The 18,104-nt window shown below is 71.8% G+C and carries 16 protein-coding genes and 1 pseudogene; 6 read left to right on the forward strand and 11 right to left on the reverse strand.

Going from position 1 to position 18,104, the window contains the following annotated elements:
• Positions 1-2 precede the first annotated feature (2 nt).
• The 3 genes from I601_RS10640 to I601_RS10650 all read right to left on the reverse strand — a co-directional run bounded on the left by I601_RS10640 (position 3) and on the right by I601_RS10650 (position 2,310).
• The gene (locus I601_RS10640) at positions 3-758 is read right to left on the reverse strand and encodes an ABC transporter ATP-binding protein (protein WP_068109256.1); all 756 of its coding nucleotides are present in this window, start codon (positions 756-758) and stop codon (positions 3-5) included.
• Positions 759-832: 74 nt separating this feature from the next.
• Positions 833-1,267: a universal stress protein gene (locus I601_RS10645; protein ID WP_068109259.1), complete on the reverse strand. Its 435-nt coding sequence runs from the start codon at positions 1,265-1,267 to the stop codon at positions 833-835.
• A gap of 74 nt (positions 1,268-1,341) precedes the next feature.
• A complete protein-coding gene (locus I601_RS10650) occupies positions 1,342-2,310 on the reverse strand; it encodes a VldE C-terminal domain-containing protein (RefSeq protein WP_068109261.1) in 969 nt (322 codons plus the stop codon).
• Between the two features lie 104 nt (positions 2,311-2,414).
• Between I601_RS10650 and I601_RS10655 the strand changes: the two genes are divergently transcribed.
• A complete protein-coding gene (locus I601_RS10655; RefSeq protein ID WP_068109265.1) occupies positions 2,415-4,538 on the forward strand; it encodes an oxidoreductase in 2,124 nt (707 codons plus the stop codon).
• A gap of 7 nt (positions 4,539-4,545) precedes the next feature.
• Here the strand turns inward: I601_RS10655 and dapD are convergent, their stop codons facing one another.
• Positions 4,546-5,526 carry a 2,3,4,5-tetrahydropyridine-2,6-dicarboxylate N-succinyltransferase gene (dapD, locus tag I601_RS10660; RefSeq protein ID WP_068114732.1) on the reverse strand — a complete coding sequence of 327 codons (981 nt, stop codon included), beginning with the start codon at positions 5,524-5,526 and terminating at the stop codon, positions 4,546-4,548.
• Positions 5,527-5,693: 167 nt separating this feature from the next.
• Between dapD and I601_RS10665 the strand changes: the two genes are divergently transcribed.
• Positions 5,694-6,668, forward strand: a complete 975-nt coding sequence (locus tag I601_RS10665; RefSeq protein ID WP_068109269.1) for a hypothetical protein — start codon at positions 5,694-5,696, stop codon at positions 6,666-6,668.
• A 131-nt stretch (positions 6,669-6,799) separates the two neighbouring features.
• Positions 6,800-8,419 carry an ABC transporter substrate-binding protein gene (locus I601_RS10670; RefSeq protein ID WP_068109272.1) on the forward strand — a complete coding sequence of 540 codons (1,620 nt, stop codon included), beginning with the start codon at positions 6,800-6,802 and terminating at the stop codon, positions 8,417-8,419.
• 61 nt (positions 8,420-8,480) lie between these two features.
• On the opposite strand, the gene I601_RS10675 is transcribed toward I601_RS10670, so the two are convergent.
• Entirely contained in the window at positions 8,481-9,863 is a 1,383-nt protein-coding gene (locus tag I601_RS10675; RefSeq protein WP_068109275.1) for a short-chain fatty acid transporter, read from the reverse strand.
• 142 nt (positions 9,864-10,005) lie between these two features.
• On the opposite strand from I601_RS10675, the gene I601_RS10680 reads away from it, so the two are divergent.
• The gene (locus I601_RS10680) at positions 10,006-10,473 is read left to right on the forward strand and encodes a hypothetical protein (protein ID WP_068109278.1); all 468 of its coding nucleotides are present in this window, start codon (positions 10,006-10,008) and stop codon (positions 10,471-10,473) included.
• A gap of 55 nt (positions 10,474-10,528) precedes the next feature.
• Here the strand turns inward: I601_RS10680 and I601_RS10685 are convergent.
• Positions 10,529-11,032: pseudogene (locus tag I601_RS10685) on the reverse strand (GNAT family N-acetyltransferase); the annotation flags it as partial.
• Between the two features lie 183 nt (positions 11,033-11,215).
• Between I601_RS10685 and I601_RS10690 the strand changes: the two are divergent.
• Complete coding sequence (locus I601_RS10690; protein WP_068109283.1) at positions 11,216-11,803, forward strand: AAA family ATPase; 588 nt, start codon at positions 11,216-11,218, stop codon at positions 11,801-11,803.
• A gap of 65 nt (positions 11,804-11,868) precedes the next feature.
• Here I601_RS10690 and I601_RS10695 read toward each other — a convergent pair whose 3' ends face one another.
• The 3 genes from I601_RS10695 to I601_RS10705 are packed head-to-tail and all read right to left on the reverse strand — an operon-like array spanning position 11,869 to position 13,057.
• Positions 11,869-12,411, reverse strand: a complete 543-nt coding sequence (locus tag I601_RS10695) for a DinB family protein (protein WP_068109287.1) — start codon at positions 12,409-12,411, stop codon at positions 11,869-11,871.
• A gap of 29 nt (positions 12,412-12,440) precedes the next feature.
• Positions 12,441-12,647, reverse strand: a complete 207-nt coding sequence (locus I601_RS10700) for a helix-turn-helix transcriptional regulator (RefSeq protein WP_068109290.1) — start codon at positions 12,645-12,647, stop codon at positions 12,441-12,443.
• Positions 12,647-13,057 carry a hypothetical protein gene (locus I601_RS10705; RefSeq protein WP_068109293.1) on the reverse strand — a complete coding sequence of 137 codons (411 nt, stop codon included), beginning with the start codon at positions 13,055-13,057 and terminating at the stop codon, positions 12,647-12,649. The genes I601_RS10700 and I601_RS10705 overlap by 1 nt, the downstream gene beginning before the upstream one ends.
• Positions 13,058-13,436: 379 nt before the next feature.
• Between I601_RS10705 and ileS the strand changes: the two genes are divergently transcribed.
• Complete coding sequence (ileS, locus tag I601_RS10710) at positions 13,437-16,730, forward strand: isoleucine--tRNA ligase (RefSeq protein WP_068109297.1); 3,294 nt, start codon at positions 13,437-13,439, stop codon at positions 16,728-16,730.
• A 2-nt stretch (positions 16,731-16,732) separates the two neighbouring features.
• On the opposite strand, the gene I601_RS21850 is transcribed toward ileS, so the two are convergent.
• Together I601_RS21850 and I601_RS10715 are read right to left on the reverse strand one after the other, a co-directional pair.
• Entirely contained in the window at positions 16,733-16,867 is a 135-nt protein-coding gene (locus tag I601_RS21850; RefSeq protein WP_257732851.1) for a hypothetical protein, read from the reverse strand.
• 309 nt (positions 16,868-17,176) lie between these two features.
• Entirely contained in the window at positions 17,177-18,040 is an 864-nt protein-coding gene (locus tag I601_RS10715; protein ID WP_068109300.1) for an LLM class F420-dependent oxidoreductase, read from the reverse strand.
• Positions 18,041-18,104 lie beyond the last annotated feature (64 nt).

Consider the following 18,104-nt stretch of genomic DNA (forward strand, 5'->3'; position numbering starts at 1 on the left):
GCTCAGCCCGCCTGCGGCGGCGTGGCCTCGGGCTGCAGGCGGCGCATCCGCTCCAGCACCGCGTCCCGATCGGGATGACGCAGCTCGTCGACGATCCGGCCGTCGGCGAGGAAGAGGATGCGGTCGGTGTACGCCGCCGCCGAAGGGTCGTGGGTGACCATCACGATCGTCTGGTCGAACTCGTCGACGCTGCGCCGCAGGAACCGCATCACCTCCGCCGAGCTGGTCGAGTCGAGGTTGCCCGTCGGCTCGTCGGCGAAGACGATCGCGGGGCGGCTGACCAGCGCCCGGGCGCAGGCGACGCGCTGCTGCTGGCCGCCGGACATCTCGCTGGGCCGGTGCCCCAGCCGCGGGCGCAGGCCGACGGCGTCCACGACCGTGTCGAACCATCCCCGGTCGGGCTTGCGCCCGGCGAGGTCGAGCGGCAGCAGGATGTTCTCGCGGGCGGTGAGGGTGGGGATCAGGTTGAAGGCCTGGAAGACGAAGCCGATCTTCTCGCGCCGCAGCGTCGTGAGGTCCTTGTCCTTGAGCCCCGCCAGGAGGGTGCCGTCGATGACGACCTCACCGCTGCTGGGGGTGTCCAGGGCGGCCAGGCAGTGCATGAGCGTCGACTTGCCCGAGCCCGACGGGCCCATGATGGCGGTGAACTCACCGCGGTGCAGGTCCACGGTGACGCCGTCGAGGGCACGCACCTGCGCCTCGTCGGCGCCGTACACCTTGGTCAGGTCGCGGGCGCTCGCCGCGGGTGTCTGCTCCATGCCGACGAGTCTGGCACCAGGCACCCCGGTCGGGCATCCGGGATATCCCCGATCCTGGGGGCAGGGGTGACCCGTCAGGCGGTGACGCCGTGCGGGATCACCACGACGGGGCAGTGCGCCTGCTGCACGCAGTGCTGGCTCACCGAGCCGAGCAGGGCCGCGCCCCACGACCCGTGCCCGCGAGATCCCACGACCAGCAGCGAGGCCACCCAGGTGGCCTCGACCAGCACCTGGGCCGGGTGCCCGCGCACCGTGCGCTGCACGACGGCCGCGTCCTCGCCGAGCACCTCGAGGACGGTGCTCCGCAGGGCCGCGGCGGCGAACTCCTCGTACTCCGGCGGATCCGGCGTGGTGACCATGGCGTAGCCGTAGGTCGCCGGGACGTCCCAGGCGATCACGGCCTCGACGTCGACGCCGACGTGGCGCGCGTACCCGGCCGCCCAGCGCAGCGCGGACTTGGCGTTCTCCGAGGAGTCGATCCCCACGAGGACCGGGCCGGTGGGATTCATGGCGGTGGCTCCTTGCTCGACGACGACCGGTCCACCAGCCTGTCCCAGGCCGTGGCGCCCGGCAACCCGACGGTTCAGGAGAAGACGTCGACGTGCACGTGGTCGCGGTGCTCGAGGATCTCGGCGGTCTCGGCCGACACGTCGGAGGTGTCGACGTCGTAGTCGCGCCAGCCCTGGGCGGAGCGACGGGCGGTCCAGATCTTGTCGTCGAAGATGATCGTGGCCACCGACATCCGCTCGGCCTGGGTGACCAGGTAGTGCGCCATCGCCCAGCCGCGCACGGCGCTCTGCTCCGAGACGGGGCGGAAGAAGACGTCCACGGCGCGCCCCTCGTAGTGCGCCGACCCCTCCTGGTGCCCCGTGCTGACCCCGCCGGGGGCGAAGCCGCCCACCGAGAGGTCGCCGAAGACGGCGGTGAGCTCCTTGCGGACCTTGTCGGCGCGGAAGGTCAGCCCCACGTCGCGGAGCTCGGCGTTGGCGGCCTCGGCGTCGCCGGGCACCTCGCACGACAGTGCGGCAGGGGAGTTGCCGGTGAGCGCGGAGGCCAGCACCCGGGCGTCGGCCTCGTGGTCGGCGTAGGCCTCGGGGAAGCCCGAGCGCTGCACCGCCTGCGCCGCCTCGGTGACCTCCATCTCGCGGTAGCCGTCGATCTCGACGAGGGCGTCGTAGAAGGCGTTGGTCGAGTAGACCGGGTCGAGCACCTGCTCCTCGCTGCCCCAGCCCTGGGAGGGGCGCTGCTGGAACAGGCCGAGCGAGTCGCGGTCCCCGGAGGTCAGGTTGACGATCTTCGACTCCTGGTAGGCCGTGGCCAGCGCGATCGACACCGCGCGCGCCGGCAGCCCGCGTCGTACGCCGATCGCCGCGATCAGCCCGGCGTTCTCGGCCTGCTCGGGGGTCAGGTCGACGCTGCTGCCAGCGACGGTCGCGGTGCAGGTGCGGCTGGTGAAGAGGCCGCCCACCCGGTCCACGAGGGCCCACACGCCCACGCCGATCACGCCGGCCACGACGAGCGTGATCACGACGGCGGGCACCAGCTTCCTCATGCGCCCATCGTCCGTGACGCCCCCAAGGGGACGAGGGGCCGGGTCGGTCCCGGTGGTCGGGAGACGGCCGCGTCACGCCGGCGCGGGCTGCGTAGCGTCCGCGCGTGGCCACGACTCGTACCAGCCCGGACTTCTCCCACCTGCTCGCCGAGGGCCGTCTCGGCCCGGTGACCCTGTCGAACCGGGTGCTGCTCGCCGCGATGGACATGAACCTGTGCCACGACGGTGAGATCGAGCAGGGCGACATCGACCACTACGTCGCCCGCGCCGAGGGCGGCACCGCGATGATCATCACCGGCGCGTGCGCCGTCGCGTTCCCCCACGGCACCGCCAGCATGCACGAGCCCGGCCTGTCGGAGGACCGCTTCATCCCGGGCCTGACCGCGCTCGCCGACGCCGTGCACGCGGCCGGCAGCAAGCTGTGCATCCAGATGACGCACCACGGCAAGGTCGGGCGCGTCGACATGGCCCACGACCGGCCGCTGCTGGTGCCCTCCGCGCCCCGGTCCGCCTACGACATGAGCGCCCTGGCCGACAACACGCCCCAGGAGCTGATGCGGATGGCCACGGCCTCCCAGGGCAAGCAGGCCACCTACAAGGAGGCCACCGAGGAGGACATCGCCTGGCTGATCGAGTCGTTCGCCGACGCCGCGCGTCGCGTGCGCGAGTCGGGCGCCGACGCGATCGAGGTGCACTGCGCCCACGGCTACATCCTCGGAGGCTTCCTCTCCCGCGCCGACAACCACCGCACCGACCAGTGGGGCGGCGCGTTCGAGAACCGGGCCCGCCTGCCTGTCGCGGTCGTGCGCGCGGTCCGCGAGGCGATGGGTCCCGACATGGCGCTGCTGGTGCGCATCGCCGGCAAGGAGTTCGGTGAGGAGGACGGCCTGACCACCGAGGAGGCGATCGCCGCCTCGAGGCTCTTCGAGGAGGCCGGCGCCGACGCCATCCACGTCACCGGCTGGGGCCGCAACCCGTTCCAGAACTTCCTCGACGGCCCGCTGCCCAACAAGCTCGGCGCCTACCGCAGCCTCGCGGCGGCCGTGAAGGCCGAGGTCTCCGTGCCGGTCGTCGCCGTCGGACGGGTGCTGCCCGCGATCGGTGAGGACATGATCGCCGGCGGCCAGGCCGACTTCGTGGCGATGGGTCGCCAGCTGCTCGCCGACCCCGCCCTGGTCAACAAGCTGCGCGCCGGCAACGCCGCGAGCGTGCGCCCGTGCATCAACTGCTACGTCTGCGTGGAGCGCAACTTCTTCGACGAGACCCCCGTCTGCGCGGTCAACCCGGCGCTGGGCAACGAGGCCTCGCTGCCGTTCCCGGGCGTGCGTACGCCGCGCCACGTGGTCGTCGTCGGCTCCGGCCCCGCCGGTCTCGAGAGCGCCCGGGTCGCCAAGGAGCGCGGGCACCGCGTCACCGTGCTCGAGTCGGGCGACCGCATCGGCGGCACCCTGTGGTTCTCCCAGCTCACCACCCCCGACAACCAGCGCCTCGTCGACTGGCTGACCCACGAGACGCAGCGTCTGGGCGTCGACGTGCGCCTGGGCCACCGCGCCACCGCCGACTCCGTGCTCGCGCTCGAGCCCGACGCGGTCGTCGTGGCCACCGGCGCGGTGCGTGCCCTCCCGTCCGTGCCGGGCGCTGACCTGCCGCACGTGCACACCGGTGACACACTGCGCGCCCTGATGACCGGCGACGGCGACGCCGGCGGCCAGAGCCACCTGCTGCGGGTGTTCGGCAAGCTCGGCAAGTGGTCCCGCATCACCAACGACCCCGGGCGGATCCGTGCGGTCACCCAGCGGTTCATGCCGATCGGCAAGGACGTCGTGGTCATCGGCGGCTCGCTGGTGGGTCTCGAGCTGGCCGAGTTCCTCGCCGAGCGCGGGCGCCGGGTCACCCTCGTCGAGGAGGGCGGCCAGGTTGGTCTCCCGATGGCGATGCCGCGCCGCTGGCACGCGGTCGCGAAGGCCGGCAGCCACGGCGTGACCATCCACCGCGGCGCCACCGTGGAGCGGATCACCGAGGACACCGTGCACTTCACCACCGAGGACGGCGCGACCAGCGCCGCCGCCGCCCTCGTGGTCGTGGCCTCCGAGGTCTCGGCGGCGGCTCCGCTGGCCGACGACCTGCGGGCGCGCGGCGTCGAGGTGCACGTCGCCGGCGATGCCGACGACGTGGGCTACATCGAGGGCGCGATGCACTCCGCCTGGGCGGTCGCCCGCACGCTCTGACCAGGGATCAGTTGGCGTGCAGGGCGGCGTTGAGGGCGACGCCGTCGCTCCTCCACGCCACGGCCTCGACCGCGCCGGAGACCGAGTTGCGCCGGAACAGCACGTTGTCGGCGCCGGACAGCTCGGCGGCCTTGACGACCCGACCGTCCTCGGACGGCAGGGTCACCTTGGTGCCGGCGGTGACGTAGCACCCGGCCTCGACCACGCAGTCGTCACCGAGCGGGATGCCGATGCCGGAGTTGGCGCCGAGCAGGCAGCGCTCGCCCAGGGAGATGACCGTGGTGCCGCCGCCCGAGAGGGTGCCCATGATCGAGGCGCCGCCGCCGACGTCGCTGCCCGCGCCGACGACGACGCCGGCCGAGATCCGGCCCTCGACCATCGAGGAGCCGAGCGTGCCGGCGTTGAAGTTCACGAAGCCCTCGTGCATCACCGTGGTGCCCTCGGCCAGGTGCGCGCCCAGGCGGACCCGGTCGGCGTCGGCGATGCGCACCCCGGTGGGGGCGACGTAGTCGGTCATCCGCGGGAACTTGTCGATGCCGTACACCGAGACGTGCGTGCCGCCGGCCTTCATCCGGGCCCGGGTCAGCTCGAAGTCCTCGACGGCGCAGGGGCCGGACGACGTCCACACGACGTTGGTCAGCTTGCCGAAGACCCCGTCCATGGAGACGCCGTGCGGGCGCACGAGGCGGTGGGAGAGCAGGTGCAGGCGCAGCCACACGTCGGCCGTGTCGACCGGGGGCTGCTGCAGGTCGGCGATCTCGACCAGGAGGACCTCCCGGCGTACGCCGCGGGCGTGGTCGCTGCCCTCCAGGTTGGTGAGCTCGGCGGGGGCGCTCTCGTCGCTGTCGGGACGCGTCCCCAGCCGCGGCTGCGGGAACCACGCGTCGAGGACGGTGCCGTCGTGGGTGACGGTCGCCAGCGCGTGGCCCCAGGCGGGGCCGGTGGTGCGGGTCGGGGTGGTCTCGGGGGCGGTGTCGGAGGCAGTCACGTGGCCCACCCTAGGAAAGACGACGCGCCGCTGTCGCACCGATCCCCGGGCGTGGGACCGGTCCGGGGTGCTTGGCGGCAGTGACGCGAGGACCTACCCTGGTCAAGCCTGCTCGGGGGGAGCCGGTCGGCACCGACGACGTTCGTCGGCGAGGGAGTGGCACTCGCATGGCTTCGACGTCGGTGCACCGTGGGGACAGGCCCGGGCCCGTCCGCGGTCGCAACCGGGAGCTGGCCATCCTCGAGGTCGTGGTCCGCGAGGTGCGTCCCGCGGTGGTGCTCGGTCGCGCCGGCGTCGGGGTGAGCACGATCCTCGACGAGGCGGCCCGCCGCGCCGCCCAGGACGGCGTCCGGATCGGGCGGCTGCGCCCGCGTCCCTGGGCCTCCTCCCCGCTCGACCTGGTCGACACGCTCGAGCCGATGCTGGAGGGGCGCGACAAGGTCCTGATCGTCCTCGACGACGCCGACCTGTGCGACCCGGCCCAGCGTGCCGAGGTGGTGCGCCAGTGCCAGCGCTCCCGGGCCCCGCTGCTCGTCGGGGCCCACGGTCCGGTGCCGGAGGTCGCCGACGGCCGCGACTGCACCGTCGTGGACCTGGGCTGCCTGGAGCGCGCCGCGGTCGCCGACGTGGTGGGCGACGCCCTCGGTGAACGGCTCGACGGCGCCTCCGCCCTCGTCTCGGCCTACCACCGCGCCAGCGCCGGGAACCCTGCGGTGCTGTGCGCGATCCTCGACGACCCCGACCTGCGATCCCAGTTCGACGCGGCACGGCACCTGGCCGACCCCAGCGACGTGGCCCGGTCCCTGTCCGAGGCGCTGCCGGCCGCCGTACGCCGACGCCTGGGGGGCCTCGACCCGCTGGCGCTGCTCGCGGTCGGGGTCAGCGCGGTCGCCGGGCCGCTCGCCCCGGCCGGCGTCGTGGAGGACGCCGTCGGCCCTGCCGCCCTGGCCCGCGCGGTGGACTCCGGGGTGCTGGTGCACACCCCCGACGGGACCCCCGTCTTCCGCCACGGTGCCGTGCGTCGCCTGGTCCTCGAGGAGCTGGCCATGGAGGTCCACACCGACGTGCGCCGGCGCCTGCGTGACGCCGCTCGGGCCCACGGGCTCACGGTCGTCCCCGAGGACGTGCTGGCCGTCGGCTGAGTCGACCTGGGACGGATGCTGTCAGTCGACTGACAAAACCCGGCGGCGGTGTCATGGTGACGTCGATCACCCGATCTCGCGGACCGTGGTGGTCGTCCTCGACTGTTCCTTCTTGCCCCAGGAGTCCTTTGATGTCACCCCACCTGCGCCGGCTCCGGCTCGGTTCCCTGGCCCTCGTCGGCGCCCTCGCCGTCTCCGGCTGCACGTCCTCCGCCGAAGAGGAGGGCAGCTCCGATAACACCTCGGGCGGCCAGCCGAAGAGCGAGATCTACACGACCGGCATGGTCGGCGTCGCCGACGGTGACACCGAGCCTGTCGAGGGCGGGACCCTGACCGTCGCGGAGTACTCCGAGATCCGCACGCTCGACCCCACCAAGAGCTACGCCAACGGCGCTGCCGGCGGCAGCGCGATGGGCGCGATCTACGACACGCTGGTCCGCTACGACCACGAGTCCCAGACCTTCGAGCCGCAGCTGGCCGAGTCGTTGACCACCGACGACAACATCGTCTGGACGCTGGCCCTGCGCGACGGCGTCGAGTTCGCCGACGGCACGCCCCTCGACGCGCAGTCGGTGGTGGACTCCATGAAGTACTACACCGACAACTTCGCCTACCAGGCGCTCACCCTGATGGCGAACCTCAAGTCCAGCAAGGTCGTCGACGACCGGACGGTCGAGTTCACCCTGCAGCGCGAGTGGGCGACCTTCCCCAACATGCTGGCCGGCGGCCCGGGCATGATCCTGGCCCCCGCGGCGTACGACGACGTGTTCGACTTCGAGCCGATCGGCGCCGGCCCCTTCGAGCTCGAGACCTACGCCGAGGGCGAGGAGCTGGTGCTCAGCGCTCGTCAGGACTACTGGGGCGAGGGCCCCTACCTCGACGAGCTGCGCTTCGTGTGGCTGGGCGGTGACGACGCCAAGCTGGAGTCGCTGACCAGCGGCGGGGTGGACACCGCGTTCATGCGCGGCCCCGGGCCGGTCGAGCAGGCCATCGACGAGGAGTTCGCCGGCATGATGTTCGCGACCGGCCTCGGCACCCAGATCTGGATCAACAGCCGGGAGGGACGCCCGGGCGAGGACCCGCGCGTGCGTCGCGCGGTCGCCCTGGCCATCGACCCCGAGGTCTACCTGCAACGGGTCACCGACGGCGCCGGCGTGCCGACCAAGGAGATCTTCCCCGACGCCTCACCGTGGTCGACCGGGGTGCCGCCCCTGGAGACCGACCCCGACGCGGCCCGGGCGCTGCTCGAGGAGGCCAAGGCGGACGGCTTCGACGGCACCGTCCGCTACCTGCACGGCGCAGATGGCCCCGGCACCGCCGGTGGCGTCGCGGTGAAGGCGATGCTCGAGGACGTGGGGTTCACCGTCGAGAACGAGGCGCTGCGCAGCGTCTCCGACCAGATCCAGCGCCTCTACATCGACCACGACTACGACCTGGCCGTGGCCGCCCTGAGCATCCCCGACGAGGACCCCTACTCGCGCCTCATCGGGGCGCTGCAGAGCTCCTCGCGCCAGAACACCAGCGGCTTCTCCAACTTCGAGATGGACGCCCTGCTCGCCGACCTCCAGGCCGCGGCGACGCCTGAGGAGGGCATCGGCACGATGACCAAGATCGAGCGCCTGTGGCACGAGAAGGTCCCCGGTGTCGGCCTCGCCGCCGGTGGCACCTTCCAGGCCTGGAACGACAACGTCCACGGCATGGAGCCGACCAGCGAGACGATGTTCCTCTACGACCGGGCCTGGGTCGACTGACCCGTAGCCCGCTCGTCGTGCCGGCTCGCCCCTCGGGGCGGGCCGGCACGTCTGTTCCCGGTCAGCTGCCCAGCCCGACCAGGAACAGCGTGGTGCCGAAGACCAGGCCGGACGCGATGAGGGTGACCATCGTGTAGCCGAGGATGTCGCGGATCTTGAGCCCCGAGATCGCCAGCACCGGCAGTGCCCAGAAGGGCTGGATCATGTTGGTCCACTGGTCGCCGTACGCGATGGCCATGATCGTGATGGACGGGTCGACCCCGAGCCGGCCGCCGGCGTCGAGCATCACCGGGCCCTGCACGGCGAACTGCCCGCCCCCGGACGGCACGAAGAAGTTCACGACCCCGGCGGAGAGGAAGACCAGCACCCCGAAGGTCGAGGGGCCGGCGGTCTCGACCATGAAGTCGGAGAAGACGGTGATCAGGCCCGAGGTGGCCATGATCCCCATGATCCCGGCGTAGAGGGGGAACTGGAGCAGGATCTCGCCCACGTTCGAGGCGGCGTTCTTGACCAGGCCGATCAGCTCGAGCGGGCTGCGCACCAGCAGGAAGATCAGCGCCAGGAACGTCCAGTTGACGACGTCGAGGGTGGCGGTGCCGCCGTCGGAGTAGTGGACGACCAGGTAGGCGACCAGTGCCAGGCCGACCAGCAGCGTGGGGATGCGGCTGGCGTCGACCCGGTCGGCCGGGGTGACCACGTCGTCGTCGATGACCGGGCCGTCGTCGAACTGGGCCTGCGGCTTCAGCTCGATGATCTTGTCCCCCCCGCGCGGGGCCACCAGGGCGAGCCCGATGCCCACCACGACGATGGTGGCGACGATCGCCACGATGTTCCACCAGGCGAAGGTGGTCTCGCTGATGGGGATGGTCTCGCCGAGCTGCTCGGCGATGAATGAGCCCTCGGTCGCGGCCGTCAGGGTCCCGGAGCCGGAGTAGCCCATGTGCCAGATGACGTAGCCGGAGTAGCCGGCCGCGACGAGCATCGGGAAGTGCAGCCTCAGCCCCTTCTCGCGCCCCTGCTTGGCCACCTCGACGGCCAGCAGCACGCCGACGACCAGGCCGAGGCCCCAGGTGATCAGGCACGCGACGGAGGCGACCAGGAACACGAAGAGGTAGCCCTGGAGCGCGGTCTTCGGCAGTCCGCCGAGCCTGCTCAGCAGGGCGCGCACCGGGCCCGTGTTGGCCAGGGTGTGGCCCAGCAGGAGGATCAGCGACATCTGGGTCATGAAGGCCAGCAGCCCGGACAGCCCGTCGCCCCAGCCCCTGACGACGTCGACCGGGCCGGTGTCGGTCATGAGCAGCGCCAGGAGGGCGACGATGAAGGTCAGGACGATCGCGAAGACCAGCGCGCTGGGGATGAAGCGCTCGACGACGGAGTTGACGGGGCGCATCAGGGCGGAGAGCCCGGACGACTTCTCTTGGGAGCGGGTGCTCGGGCTGGACATGACTGGCTCTCCTCGTCCTCGGGGCCGTGCGGTGGTCGGCGGGCGCTCGTCTGGGTCCGGGCTGCCGTCACCGCAACCTATGGGCGGGGCGGGGTCCCGACAAGGAGCGGAACCGGCGCGGCGCCCGCCGAGTCCCACCCGTATGCCCTCGCGCCGCGTCGTCGCCCTCGCCCTGCTCCCCGTGCTCGCCTCGGGCGCGCTGGTCGGGTGCGGCGACGATCAGGGCGAGGACCCCGTGGCGCACGCGGACGTCACCGCCGCCGGCTCCGCCGTGCGGCTCGTGGACCGGTCCGAGGCGGACCTGGTGCTCCACGTCAGCAACCAGTCGTTCGACGACGAGCGGGTCGGCCTGGAGATCGCTGTCGACGGCGTCACCGTGGTCGATGACGACTTCCACGTCGGGAGCCAGCACAACTGGGTCAGCTTCTCGCTGAGCCTGCCCTCGGGCGCCCACGAGGTCACGGCCGAGTCCGACTCCGGGGCGACGCTGCGTGAGCGGTTCCGGGTGCTCGACGGCACCACGCGGTACGCCGTCATCGACCACTGGGGAGCGGGCGACTCGGCGGAGCTCACGTGGTTGTTCCAGCGGGGCCCGGTGGCGTTCGACTGAGCGGTTGTTGCTCGAAGAGGGTCGGCGCGCCCGGCAGGTCCTCGACGTCGCGCGGCAGCTCCTCTGCGAGGACGTCCATGAGCAGGCCGTCGTGCCACCCGACGCCGTCCGCGTCCCGCTCGTAGCGGCGCAGGATGCCGACCGGTCGGAAGCCCACCGCCGAGTAGCAGCGGATAGCCGCCTCGTTGTCCGCAGCGGGGTCGATCACGAGGCGGTGATGACCCTTGACCTCCACCAGGTAGCGAGCCAGCGTGGCCACGCTGTCGCGGCCGACGCCGCGACCGTGGAGGGCAGGGTGGATGAAGACGTCGATCGAGGCATGCCGGTAGTCGGGTTCCTCCTCCTCGGCGTACTGCACCAGCCCGCGCACCGTGTCGTCGACCAGCACGGCGAAGCGGGTCGCCGAGGGGTCGTCGAAGGGCCACGCCGGGGAGGCGTCCTCGTCGCGCCAACGCGCTCGTACCGCGGGGGTAGCGAGGATGCGGCGAAGCGCCGGCACGTGGATCGCTGCGACCGGTGTCAGCACCACCTGCAGGCCGTGGAGGGTCGGGGACGTCATCCGATCGAGCCTGCCACGATCGGTCAGGCGTCGGCGACGAGGTCGCGGGCGAACGGGAGCGGGCGAGGTGGGCGTGCGGGTCGAGGGCTCGGTCATCAGCTCGGCGTCGATCTGGCGGCGGCGTACGACCTGGTCCAGGCGCAGCGTTCGCACCCGTCCGCGAGCACCGTCTAGCGTGCTCGCATGACAGGGGAGCTGCTGCTGATCACAGGACCGCCGGCGGTCGGCAAGATGACGGTGGGGCGGAGGATCTGTGCGCGCAGCGACTACCGGCTCTTCCACAACCACCACACGGTCGAGCCGCTGCTGGAGGTGTTCGGGCACGGCACCCCGTCCTTCGAGCGGCTCACGCTGGAGTTCCGGCGCCGGGTGCTCGAGGAGGCCGTCGAGCACGGTGTGAAGCTGGTCTTCACCTTCGTGTGGGGCGTCGACGACCCCGCCGAGGCCGATCTGGTGCGCCAGATGATCGAGCCCTACCGGGACGCCGGGCTGCCGGTGCGCTGGGTCGAGCTGTACGCCGACCTCGAGACCCGGCTGGCCCGCAACGCCGGCGCCGACCGGATCTCGGCCAAGCCCTCGAAGGCGGACCTGGCCTGGTCGGACGCGCATGTGCGCGAGATGGAGGAGCGGCACCGGATGAACACCGACCCGGGCGATCCGACGCTGGCCGACGAGCTGCTCGGCGACGTCGAGCACCTGCGACTCGACAATGCCGCGCTCACCGCTGACGAGGCCGCTCAGCGGGTGCTCTCCTGGCTCGAGCCGCACTGAGTGCGGTCATCTCGGGCCGGGTGGGCGGGATATCCGGGCCGGGTGGGCGGGATATCCGGGCCGGGTCACTGACCGGTGCGGCCGTCCAGGCACTCCCTGACCAGGTCGGCGTGCCCGGCGTGGCGGGCGTACTCCTCGACGAGGTGCACCAGCACGTCGCGCACCTCGATCTGGTCGCCGCCGACGTCGACGAGGTCGTCGTACGACGCCGCGGCCACCGCCTCGCGGGCGTGGGCGCACTCGGCCCGCCACAGCGCGAACGCCTCGTCGACCGTGCCCTGGTCGACCTCGGGAGGCAGGCCGAAGCCGGCGTCCTCGTCCGGGCCGTGGAAGAGCCGGGTCAGGTCGGTGCGACCCTCCAGCACCCGCCGCGCCCAGTGGTGCTCGACCCGGGCGAGGTGGCGCACCAGGCCGAGCAGCGACAGCGCCGAGGGCGGCACGGACGCCGTGGCCAGCTGGGCGGGGGAGAGGCCCTCGCACTTCAGCGCGATCGTGTGCCGGTAGGCGTCCAGGTAGCCCTCGACGCAGGCGCGCTCACCCCGGGTGTCGACGATCTGGGTGCGCGGGTCCTGGTCGGAGGGGACGAACATGCCCTCGTGAGACGTCATGGCAGCACCCTGCCTCGTGGCGGAGCCGCTCACGGCAGCGGGTGCTCGTCGGGCTCGAACATCTCGTCGAGGGGGATCTCGAAGAGCCTGCTGATGCGGAAGGCGAGCGAGAGGCGCGGGTCGAAGTGGCCCTTCTCGATCGAGATCACGGTCTGTCGGGAGACGCCCAGTGCGCTCGCGCACTCGCTCTGCGAGAGGCCGGCCCGCTCGCGCGCCGTCCTGAGGTGGTTGTGCATCAGCCCTCACGCCGCTGGAGCACGACCAGGCGGACCGAGATGTCGGCGAGGCCGAGCGCCACGAAGGGCCACAGCGGCACGCCCCCGGTGTCGAGCACGGAGGTGAGGAAGGTGACCAGGGCCAGGGCGATCAGCAGGTCGTAGAACGCGCGGCTGCTCGCCTCGCGCGCCCACTGGGACTCGATCGAGTCCTCGTTCTGCTCGGGACGCTCGGTGCGGTCGAGCAGGATCGCCCCGAGGGCCAGGAAGAAGCCGAACGTCATCGCCGCGAACACGGTGAACGTCACCGCGTCGGGGGCGTCGTCGCGGACCCGCGCTGCGAGCGCGCCGACGCCGGCGGCGAGGGCCAGGGCGGGCAGGGCGGCGAGGAGCCACGGACGGAGGGGGCGTGCGGTGGTGGTCGTCGGCATGGGGCGCCTCTCGGTGTTAGAGTTCTTTGACATCTCCCAGCATCGGACCAGAAATCCGACATGTCAAGTTTCTTTGACACATCGATCCGCGGGAGCCTCCGGTCGTCGTCGTGGTCAAACCGATTGCGGCCGGACCCACGCGGCGGCGTACGATCGGGGCACAGGCGTCTGAGCCGTCATCAGCGGCGAGCCTCCGGAAGAACAGCCCCGGCCTCGGTCGGGAGCCCAGTAGAACCGGACGGGTAGGCCCGTCACAGCCCGCAACGAGCGGCCTCCGCTGCAGCACCGTGGAGGCAAGCGAGGTGGTACCGCGGACCCCGTCAGGGGAGTCGTCCTCGTGGCAGTCAGCCCCGACGACCGACGTACCCCAGGAGCAGCAGTGACCTATCCGAAGGTCTCCACCGACGCCACGGGCGCCATCCCCTCCTCCCCGCGCTTCCCGGAGATCGAGGAGCGGGTGCTGGCCTACTGGGCCGCCGACGGCACCTTCGAGGCCAGCGTCGAGCAGCGCGACGCGGGCGAGCACGGCGAGAACGAGTTCGTCTTCTACGACGGCCCGCCGTTCGCCAACGGGCTGCCGCACTACGGCCACCTGCTCACCGGCTACGTCAAGGACCTGATCCCGCGCTACCAGACGATGCGCGGTCGCCGCGTCGAGCGCCGCTTCGGCTGGGACACCCACGGCCTGCCCGCCGAGCTCGAGGCGATGCGACTCAACGGCATCAAGACCACCGACGAGATCGTCGAGATGGGCATCGACAAGTTCAACGACGCCTGCCGCGAGTCCGTGATGACCTACACCGGCGAGTGGCGCGACTACGTGACCCGCCAGGCGCGCTGGGTCGACTTCGACAACGACTACCGCACCATGAACCCCGACTACATGGAGTCGGTCATGTGGGCGTTCTCGCAGCTGCACGAGAAGGGCCTGGTCTACGAGGGCTTCCGGGTGCTGCCCTACTGCTGGAACGACGAGACGCCGCTGTCGAACCACGAGCTGCGGATGGACGACGACGTCTACAAGAACCGCCAGGACCCCGCGGTCACCGTCGGCTACGCGCTCGACGCGACCGGTGCGGACCCGGTGCTCGACGGCGCGCACCTGCTGATCTGGACCACGACGCCGTGGACGCTGACCTCCAACCTGGCCGTGATGGTCGGCTCCGAGATCGAGTACGTCGTCGTCGAGGCCGGCGTGCCCGGCACCGACACCACGGCGCGCTACCTGCTCGCCGAGGCCCGACTGCCGGCGTACGCCAAGGAGCTCGGCGCCGAGCCGACCGTGCTGGGCCGCTACCGCGGCGCGGAGCTGGTCGGACGCACCTACACCCCGCCGTTCTCCTACTACCTCGGCCACGAGCGCGCCTTCCGCGTGGTCGCGGCCGACGACGCCGTCACCACCACCGACGGCACCGGGCTGGTGCACACCGCCGGCGCCTTCGGTGAGGTCGACAAGGAGGTCACCGACCGCGAGGGCATCGAGCCGGTGATGCCGGTCGGCAAGGACGGGCGCTTCACGCACCCCGTCGACGACTACGCCGGCATGCAGGTCTTCGACGCCAACCTGCACATCATCGACCACCTGAAGGCGGCGACCCGGGCCTCGACGGGCTCGACCGACGCCACGGGCGCGGTCACGCCGGGCACGATCCTGCTGCGCCGCGAGAGCTACGACCACTCCTACCCGCACTGCTGGCGCTGCCGCGAGCCGCTGATCTACAAGGGCGTCTCGTCGTGGTTCGTCGAGGTCACCGCGATCAAGCAGCGGATGCTCGAGCTGAACCAGCAGATCAACTGGGTCCCCGACCACATCCAGGACGGCCAGTTCGGTCGCTGGCTGGAGAACGCCCGCGACTGGTCGATCACCCGCAACCGCTTCTGGGGCTCCCCGGTGCCGGTGTGGAAGAGCGACGACGAGGCCTACCCGCGACTCGACGTCTACGGCTCCTTCGCCGAGATCCAGCGCGACTTCGGCGACCTGCCGCGCAACAAGGCCGGCGAGCCCGACCTGCACCGCCCCTACGTCGACGACCTGGTGCGGCCCAACCCCGACGACCCGACGGGTCGGTCGATGATGCGCCGGGTGCCCGACGTGCTCGACGTGTGGTTCGACTCCGGGTCGATGTCCTACGCCCAGGTGCACTACCCGTTCGAGAACGCCGAGTGGTTCAGCGGCAAGGACGGTCAGCCCGGGCACTTCCCGGCCGACTTCATCGTCGAGTACATCGGCCAGACCCGCGGCTGGTTCTACACGCTGCACATCCTCGCGACCGCGCTGTTCGACAAGCCGGCCTTCGAGAACTGCATCAGCCACGGCATCGTGCTCGGCTCCGACGGCAACAAGATGAGCAAGTCGCTGCGCAACTACCCCGACGTGCGCGAGGTGTTCGACCGCGACGGTGCCGACGCGATGCGCTGGTTCCTGATGTCGAGCCCGATCCTGCGCGGCGGCAACCTCGTGGTCACCGAGCAGGGCATCCGCGACTCGGTGCGCCAGGTGCTGATCCCGCTGTGGAACAGCTGGTACTTCTTCAGCCTCTACGCCAACGCCGGGTCCGTGGACGCCCAGCGCTCCACCGCCTCGACGGACCCGCTGGACCGCTACCTGCTGGCCAAGTGCGGGCAGTTCGTCGAGCAGATGACCACGTCGCTGGACGCCTACGCCGTCGCCGACGCGTGCGACGCCACCCGCTCCTTCCTCGACGTGCTGACCAACTGGTACATCCGTCGCTCGCGCGAGCGGTTCTGGGACGCCACGGACTCCGAGCCCTTCGACACCCTGCACACGGTGCTCGAGACGGTCTGCCGCGCCACCGCACCGCTGATGCCGCTGGCGACCGAGGAGATCTGGCGCGGCCTGACCGGGGGACGCTCGGTGCACCTGACCGACTGGCCGACGCCCGACGAGCTGCCCGCCGGCCCCGACGACCTGGCGCTGGTCGCGGCCATGGACCAGGTCCGCGAGGTCTGCTCGGCCACCTCCGCGCTGCGCAAGGCCCGCGCGCTGCGCAACCGGCTGCCGCTGTCGACGCTGACCGTGGTCGTCACCGACCCCGCGGCGCTCGAGGGCTTCGAGTCGATCGTCGCCGACGAGGTCAACGTGAAGACGGTGCGACTGCTCGGCGTCGATGCGCCCGAGGCGGCGTCGTACGGCGTCTCGCAGCGGTTGAGCGTCAACGCGCGCGCGGCCGGACCGCGCCTGGGCAAGGACGTGCAGCAGGCCATCAAGGGCTCGAAGTCGGGGGACTGGTCGGTGGCCGAGGACGGCACCGTCACCGCCGGTGGGCTGGTGCTGGTCGAGGGCGAGTTCACGCTCGAGACCGTCGCCGGCTCCGCCGAGGACTCCGACGCGGTCGGGATGCTGCCCGGCGGTGGCTTCGTGGTGCTCGACACCGTGGTCACCGACGAGCTGGCCGCCGAGGGCCTGGCCCGCGACCTGGTGCGCGCGATCCAGCAGGCCCGCCGCGACGCCGGCTTCGAGGTCTCCGACCGGATCGGCCTCACGATCGCCGGCTCGCCGGCGGTGCAGGCGGCCGCCTCGACCCACCGCGAGCTGATCATGGCCGAGACGCTGACCACGGCCTACGAGGTGTCCTCCAACGTCGACCACCCGGGGACGTCGGTGCTGGTCGGCGACGGCGAGAAGGCGACCGTGGCGGTGGCGAAGACCTGAGGTCAGTCGAGGGGCGGCGGGGGCGGGCCCAGGAGCTGGATCCGGAACTGGGCAGCGACCTCCGCCACCCGGGCCCCGTCGACCTCACGAGGCTCGGGGATCGTGGCGCTCTCGGCAGCAGTGCCCAGGGTGCGCACGAAGTCGTCGAACTGGGCGGGTGTGGAGACCTGGAAGACCTTCGCGGTCCTCGACGTCGTGGCTGTGCAACGGCGGCCCGAAGCCCCGTGGGCCTTCGAAGACCAGCGCCGTCTTGGCCCCGTCGCTGCGCGCGCCGTCGACCTTAAGGGTCTGGAGCGTGTTGAGGAAGTGCCAGTGCTCACCTTCGCCGGCGCCGAGGATCGAGGGTGTCTGCAGGGTCATCGGAGCCTCCGTGGGTGGGGTGGGCTCCTGCCACGCTAGGCGCCCCGGCGCCCTCGTGCGTGACCCAGATGGGGGGTCCTGCCCCGTCACCCGAGGAGCGGCTCCGGGGCCAGGCCCAGGCGGCTGGTGAGCCGGTCGAGGCTGGCGAGCACCTCGTCGGGCTCCTTGTCCGGGACCCCCCAGATGAGCTCGGTCGCCCCGGCCTCGGCCCAGGCGACGAGGTCGTCGGGGTCGGGCTTGAAGGCGATCAGGATGCGCACGTCGGGCCGGCCGGTGCGCCCGGCGTCGGCCCAGGCCTGCTGGAGCGCGCCGATCTGGGCGGTGATGTCGCGCTGCTGCGGGGTGGTCATCCAGCCGTCGGCGTGCCGGGCGATCCAGGCGAACGTCTTCGGCCCGCCGCCGGCGCCGATGACGAGCGGCACGTGCCGCGCCGGCTTCGGCCACGCCCAGGACGGCCCGAACGAGACGAACTCGCCGTCGTAGGCCGCCTCCTCCTGCGTCCACAGCGCGCGCATCGCCTCGACGTACTCCTTCAGGACGGTGCGGCGACGCTCGGCAGGCACCCCGTGGTCGGCCAGCTCGTCGGTGTTCCAGCCGAATCCGGCGCCGATCTCGACGCGGCCCCCGGAGAGGTGGTCGAGCGTGGCGATCTGCTTGGCCAGGGTGATCGGGTCGGACTCCACCGGCAGCGCCACGGCCGTGGACAACCGGATCCGGCTGGTCACCGCGGCCACGGTGGCCAGCGAGATCCACGGGTCGAGGGTGCGCGTGTAGCGGTCGTCGGGCAGCGTCTCGTCGCCCGTGCCGGGGTGCGCGGCCTCGCGGCGTACCGGGATGTGGGTGTGCTCGGGCACGTAGAACGTGTCGAACCCTCGCTCCTCCGCGGCCATCGCCAGGGCTGCCGGGGTGATGCCGCGGTCCGAGGTGAACAGGACGAGTCCGTTGCGCATGGTCCGCAGACTAGAACGCGTTTCAATTGTGGGCCAGGGGGGTTTCGTCGGCCGGCCGATGAAC

It is taken from the genome of Nocardioides dokdonensis FR1436 (assembly GCF_001653335.1).
Lineage (GTDB): Bacteria > Actinomycetota > Actinomycetes > Propionibacteriales > Nocardioidaceae > Nocardioides > Nocardioides dokdonensis.

What these genes read in the sequence shown, in the direction of transcription:
- I601_RS10640 (WP_068109256.1), bottom strand. Translation starts at nt 758, where the DNA reads ATGGAGCAGACACCCGCGGCGAGCGCCCGCGACCTGACCAAGGTGTAC.
- I601_RS10650 (WP_068109261.1), bottom strand. Translation starts at nt 2,310, where the DNA reads ATGAGGAAGCTGGTGCCCGCCGTCGTGATCACGCTCGTCGTGGCCGGC.
- I601_RS10680 (WP_068109278.1), top strand. Translation starts at nt 10,006, where the DNA reads ATGCCCTCGCGCCGCGTCGTCGCCCTCGCCCTGCTCCCCGTGCTCGCC.
- I601_RS10670 (WP_068109272.1), top strand. Translation starts at nt 6,800, where the DNA reads ATGTCACCCCACCTGCGCCGGCTCCGGCTCGGTTCCCTGGCCCTCGTC.
- I601_RS10715 (WP_068109300.1), bottom strand. Translation starts at nt 18,040, where the DNA reads ATGCGCAACGGACTCGTCCTGTTCACCTCGGACCGCGGCATCACCCCG.
- I601_RS10645 (WP_068109259.1), bottom strand. Translation starts at nt 1,267, where the DNA reads ATGAATCCCACCGGCCCGGTCCTCGTGGGGATCGACTCCTCGGAGAAC.
- I601_RS10675 (WP_068109275.1), bottom strand. Translation starts at nt 9,863, where the DNA reads ATGTCCAGCCCGAGCACCCGCTCCCAAGAGAAGTCGTCCGGGCTCTCC.
- I601_RS10700 (WP_068109290.1), bottom strand. Translation starts at nt 12,647, where the DNA reads ATGCACAACCACCTCAGGACGGCGCGCGAGCGGGCCGGCCTCTCGCAG.
- I601_RS10690 (WP_068109283.1), top strand. Translation starts at nt 11,216, where the DNA reads ATGACAGGGGAGCTGCTGCTGATCACAGGACCGCCGGCGGTCGGCAAG.
- I601_RS10695 (WP_068109287.1), bottom strand. Translation starts at nt 12,411, where the DNA reads ATGACGTCTCACGAGGGCATGTTCGTCCCCTCCGACCAGGACCCGCGC.
- I601_RS10705 (WP_068109293.1), bottom strand. Translation starts at nt 13,057, where the DNA reads ATGCCGACGACCACCACCGCACGCCCCCTCCGTCCGTGGCTCCTCGCC.
- I601_RS10665 (WP_068109269.1), top strand. Translation starts at nt 5,694, where the DNA reads ATGGCTTCGACGTCGGTGCACCGTGGGGACAGGCCCGGGCCCGTCCGC.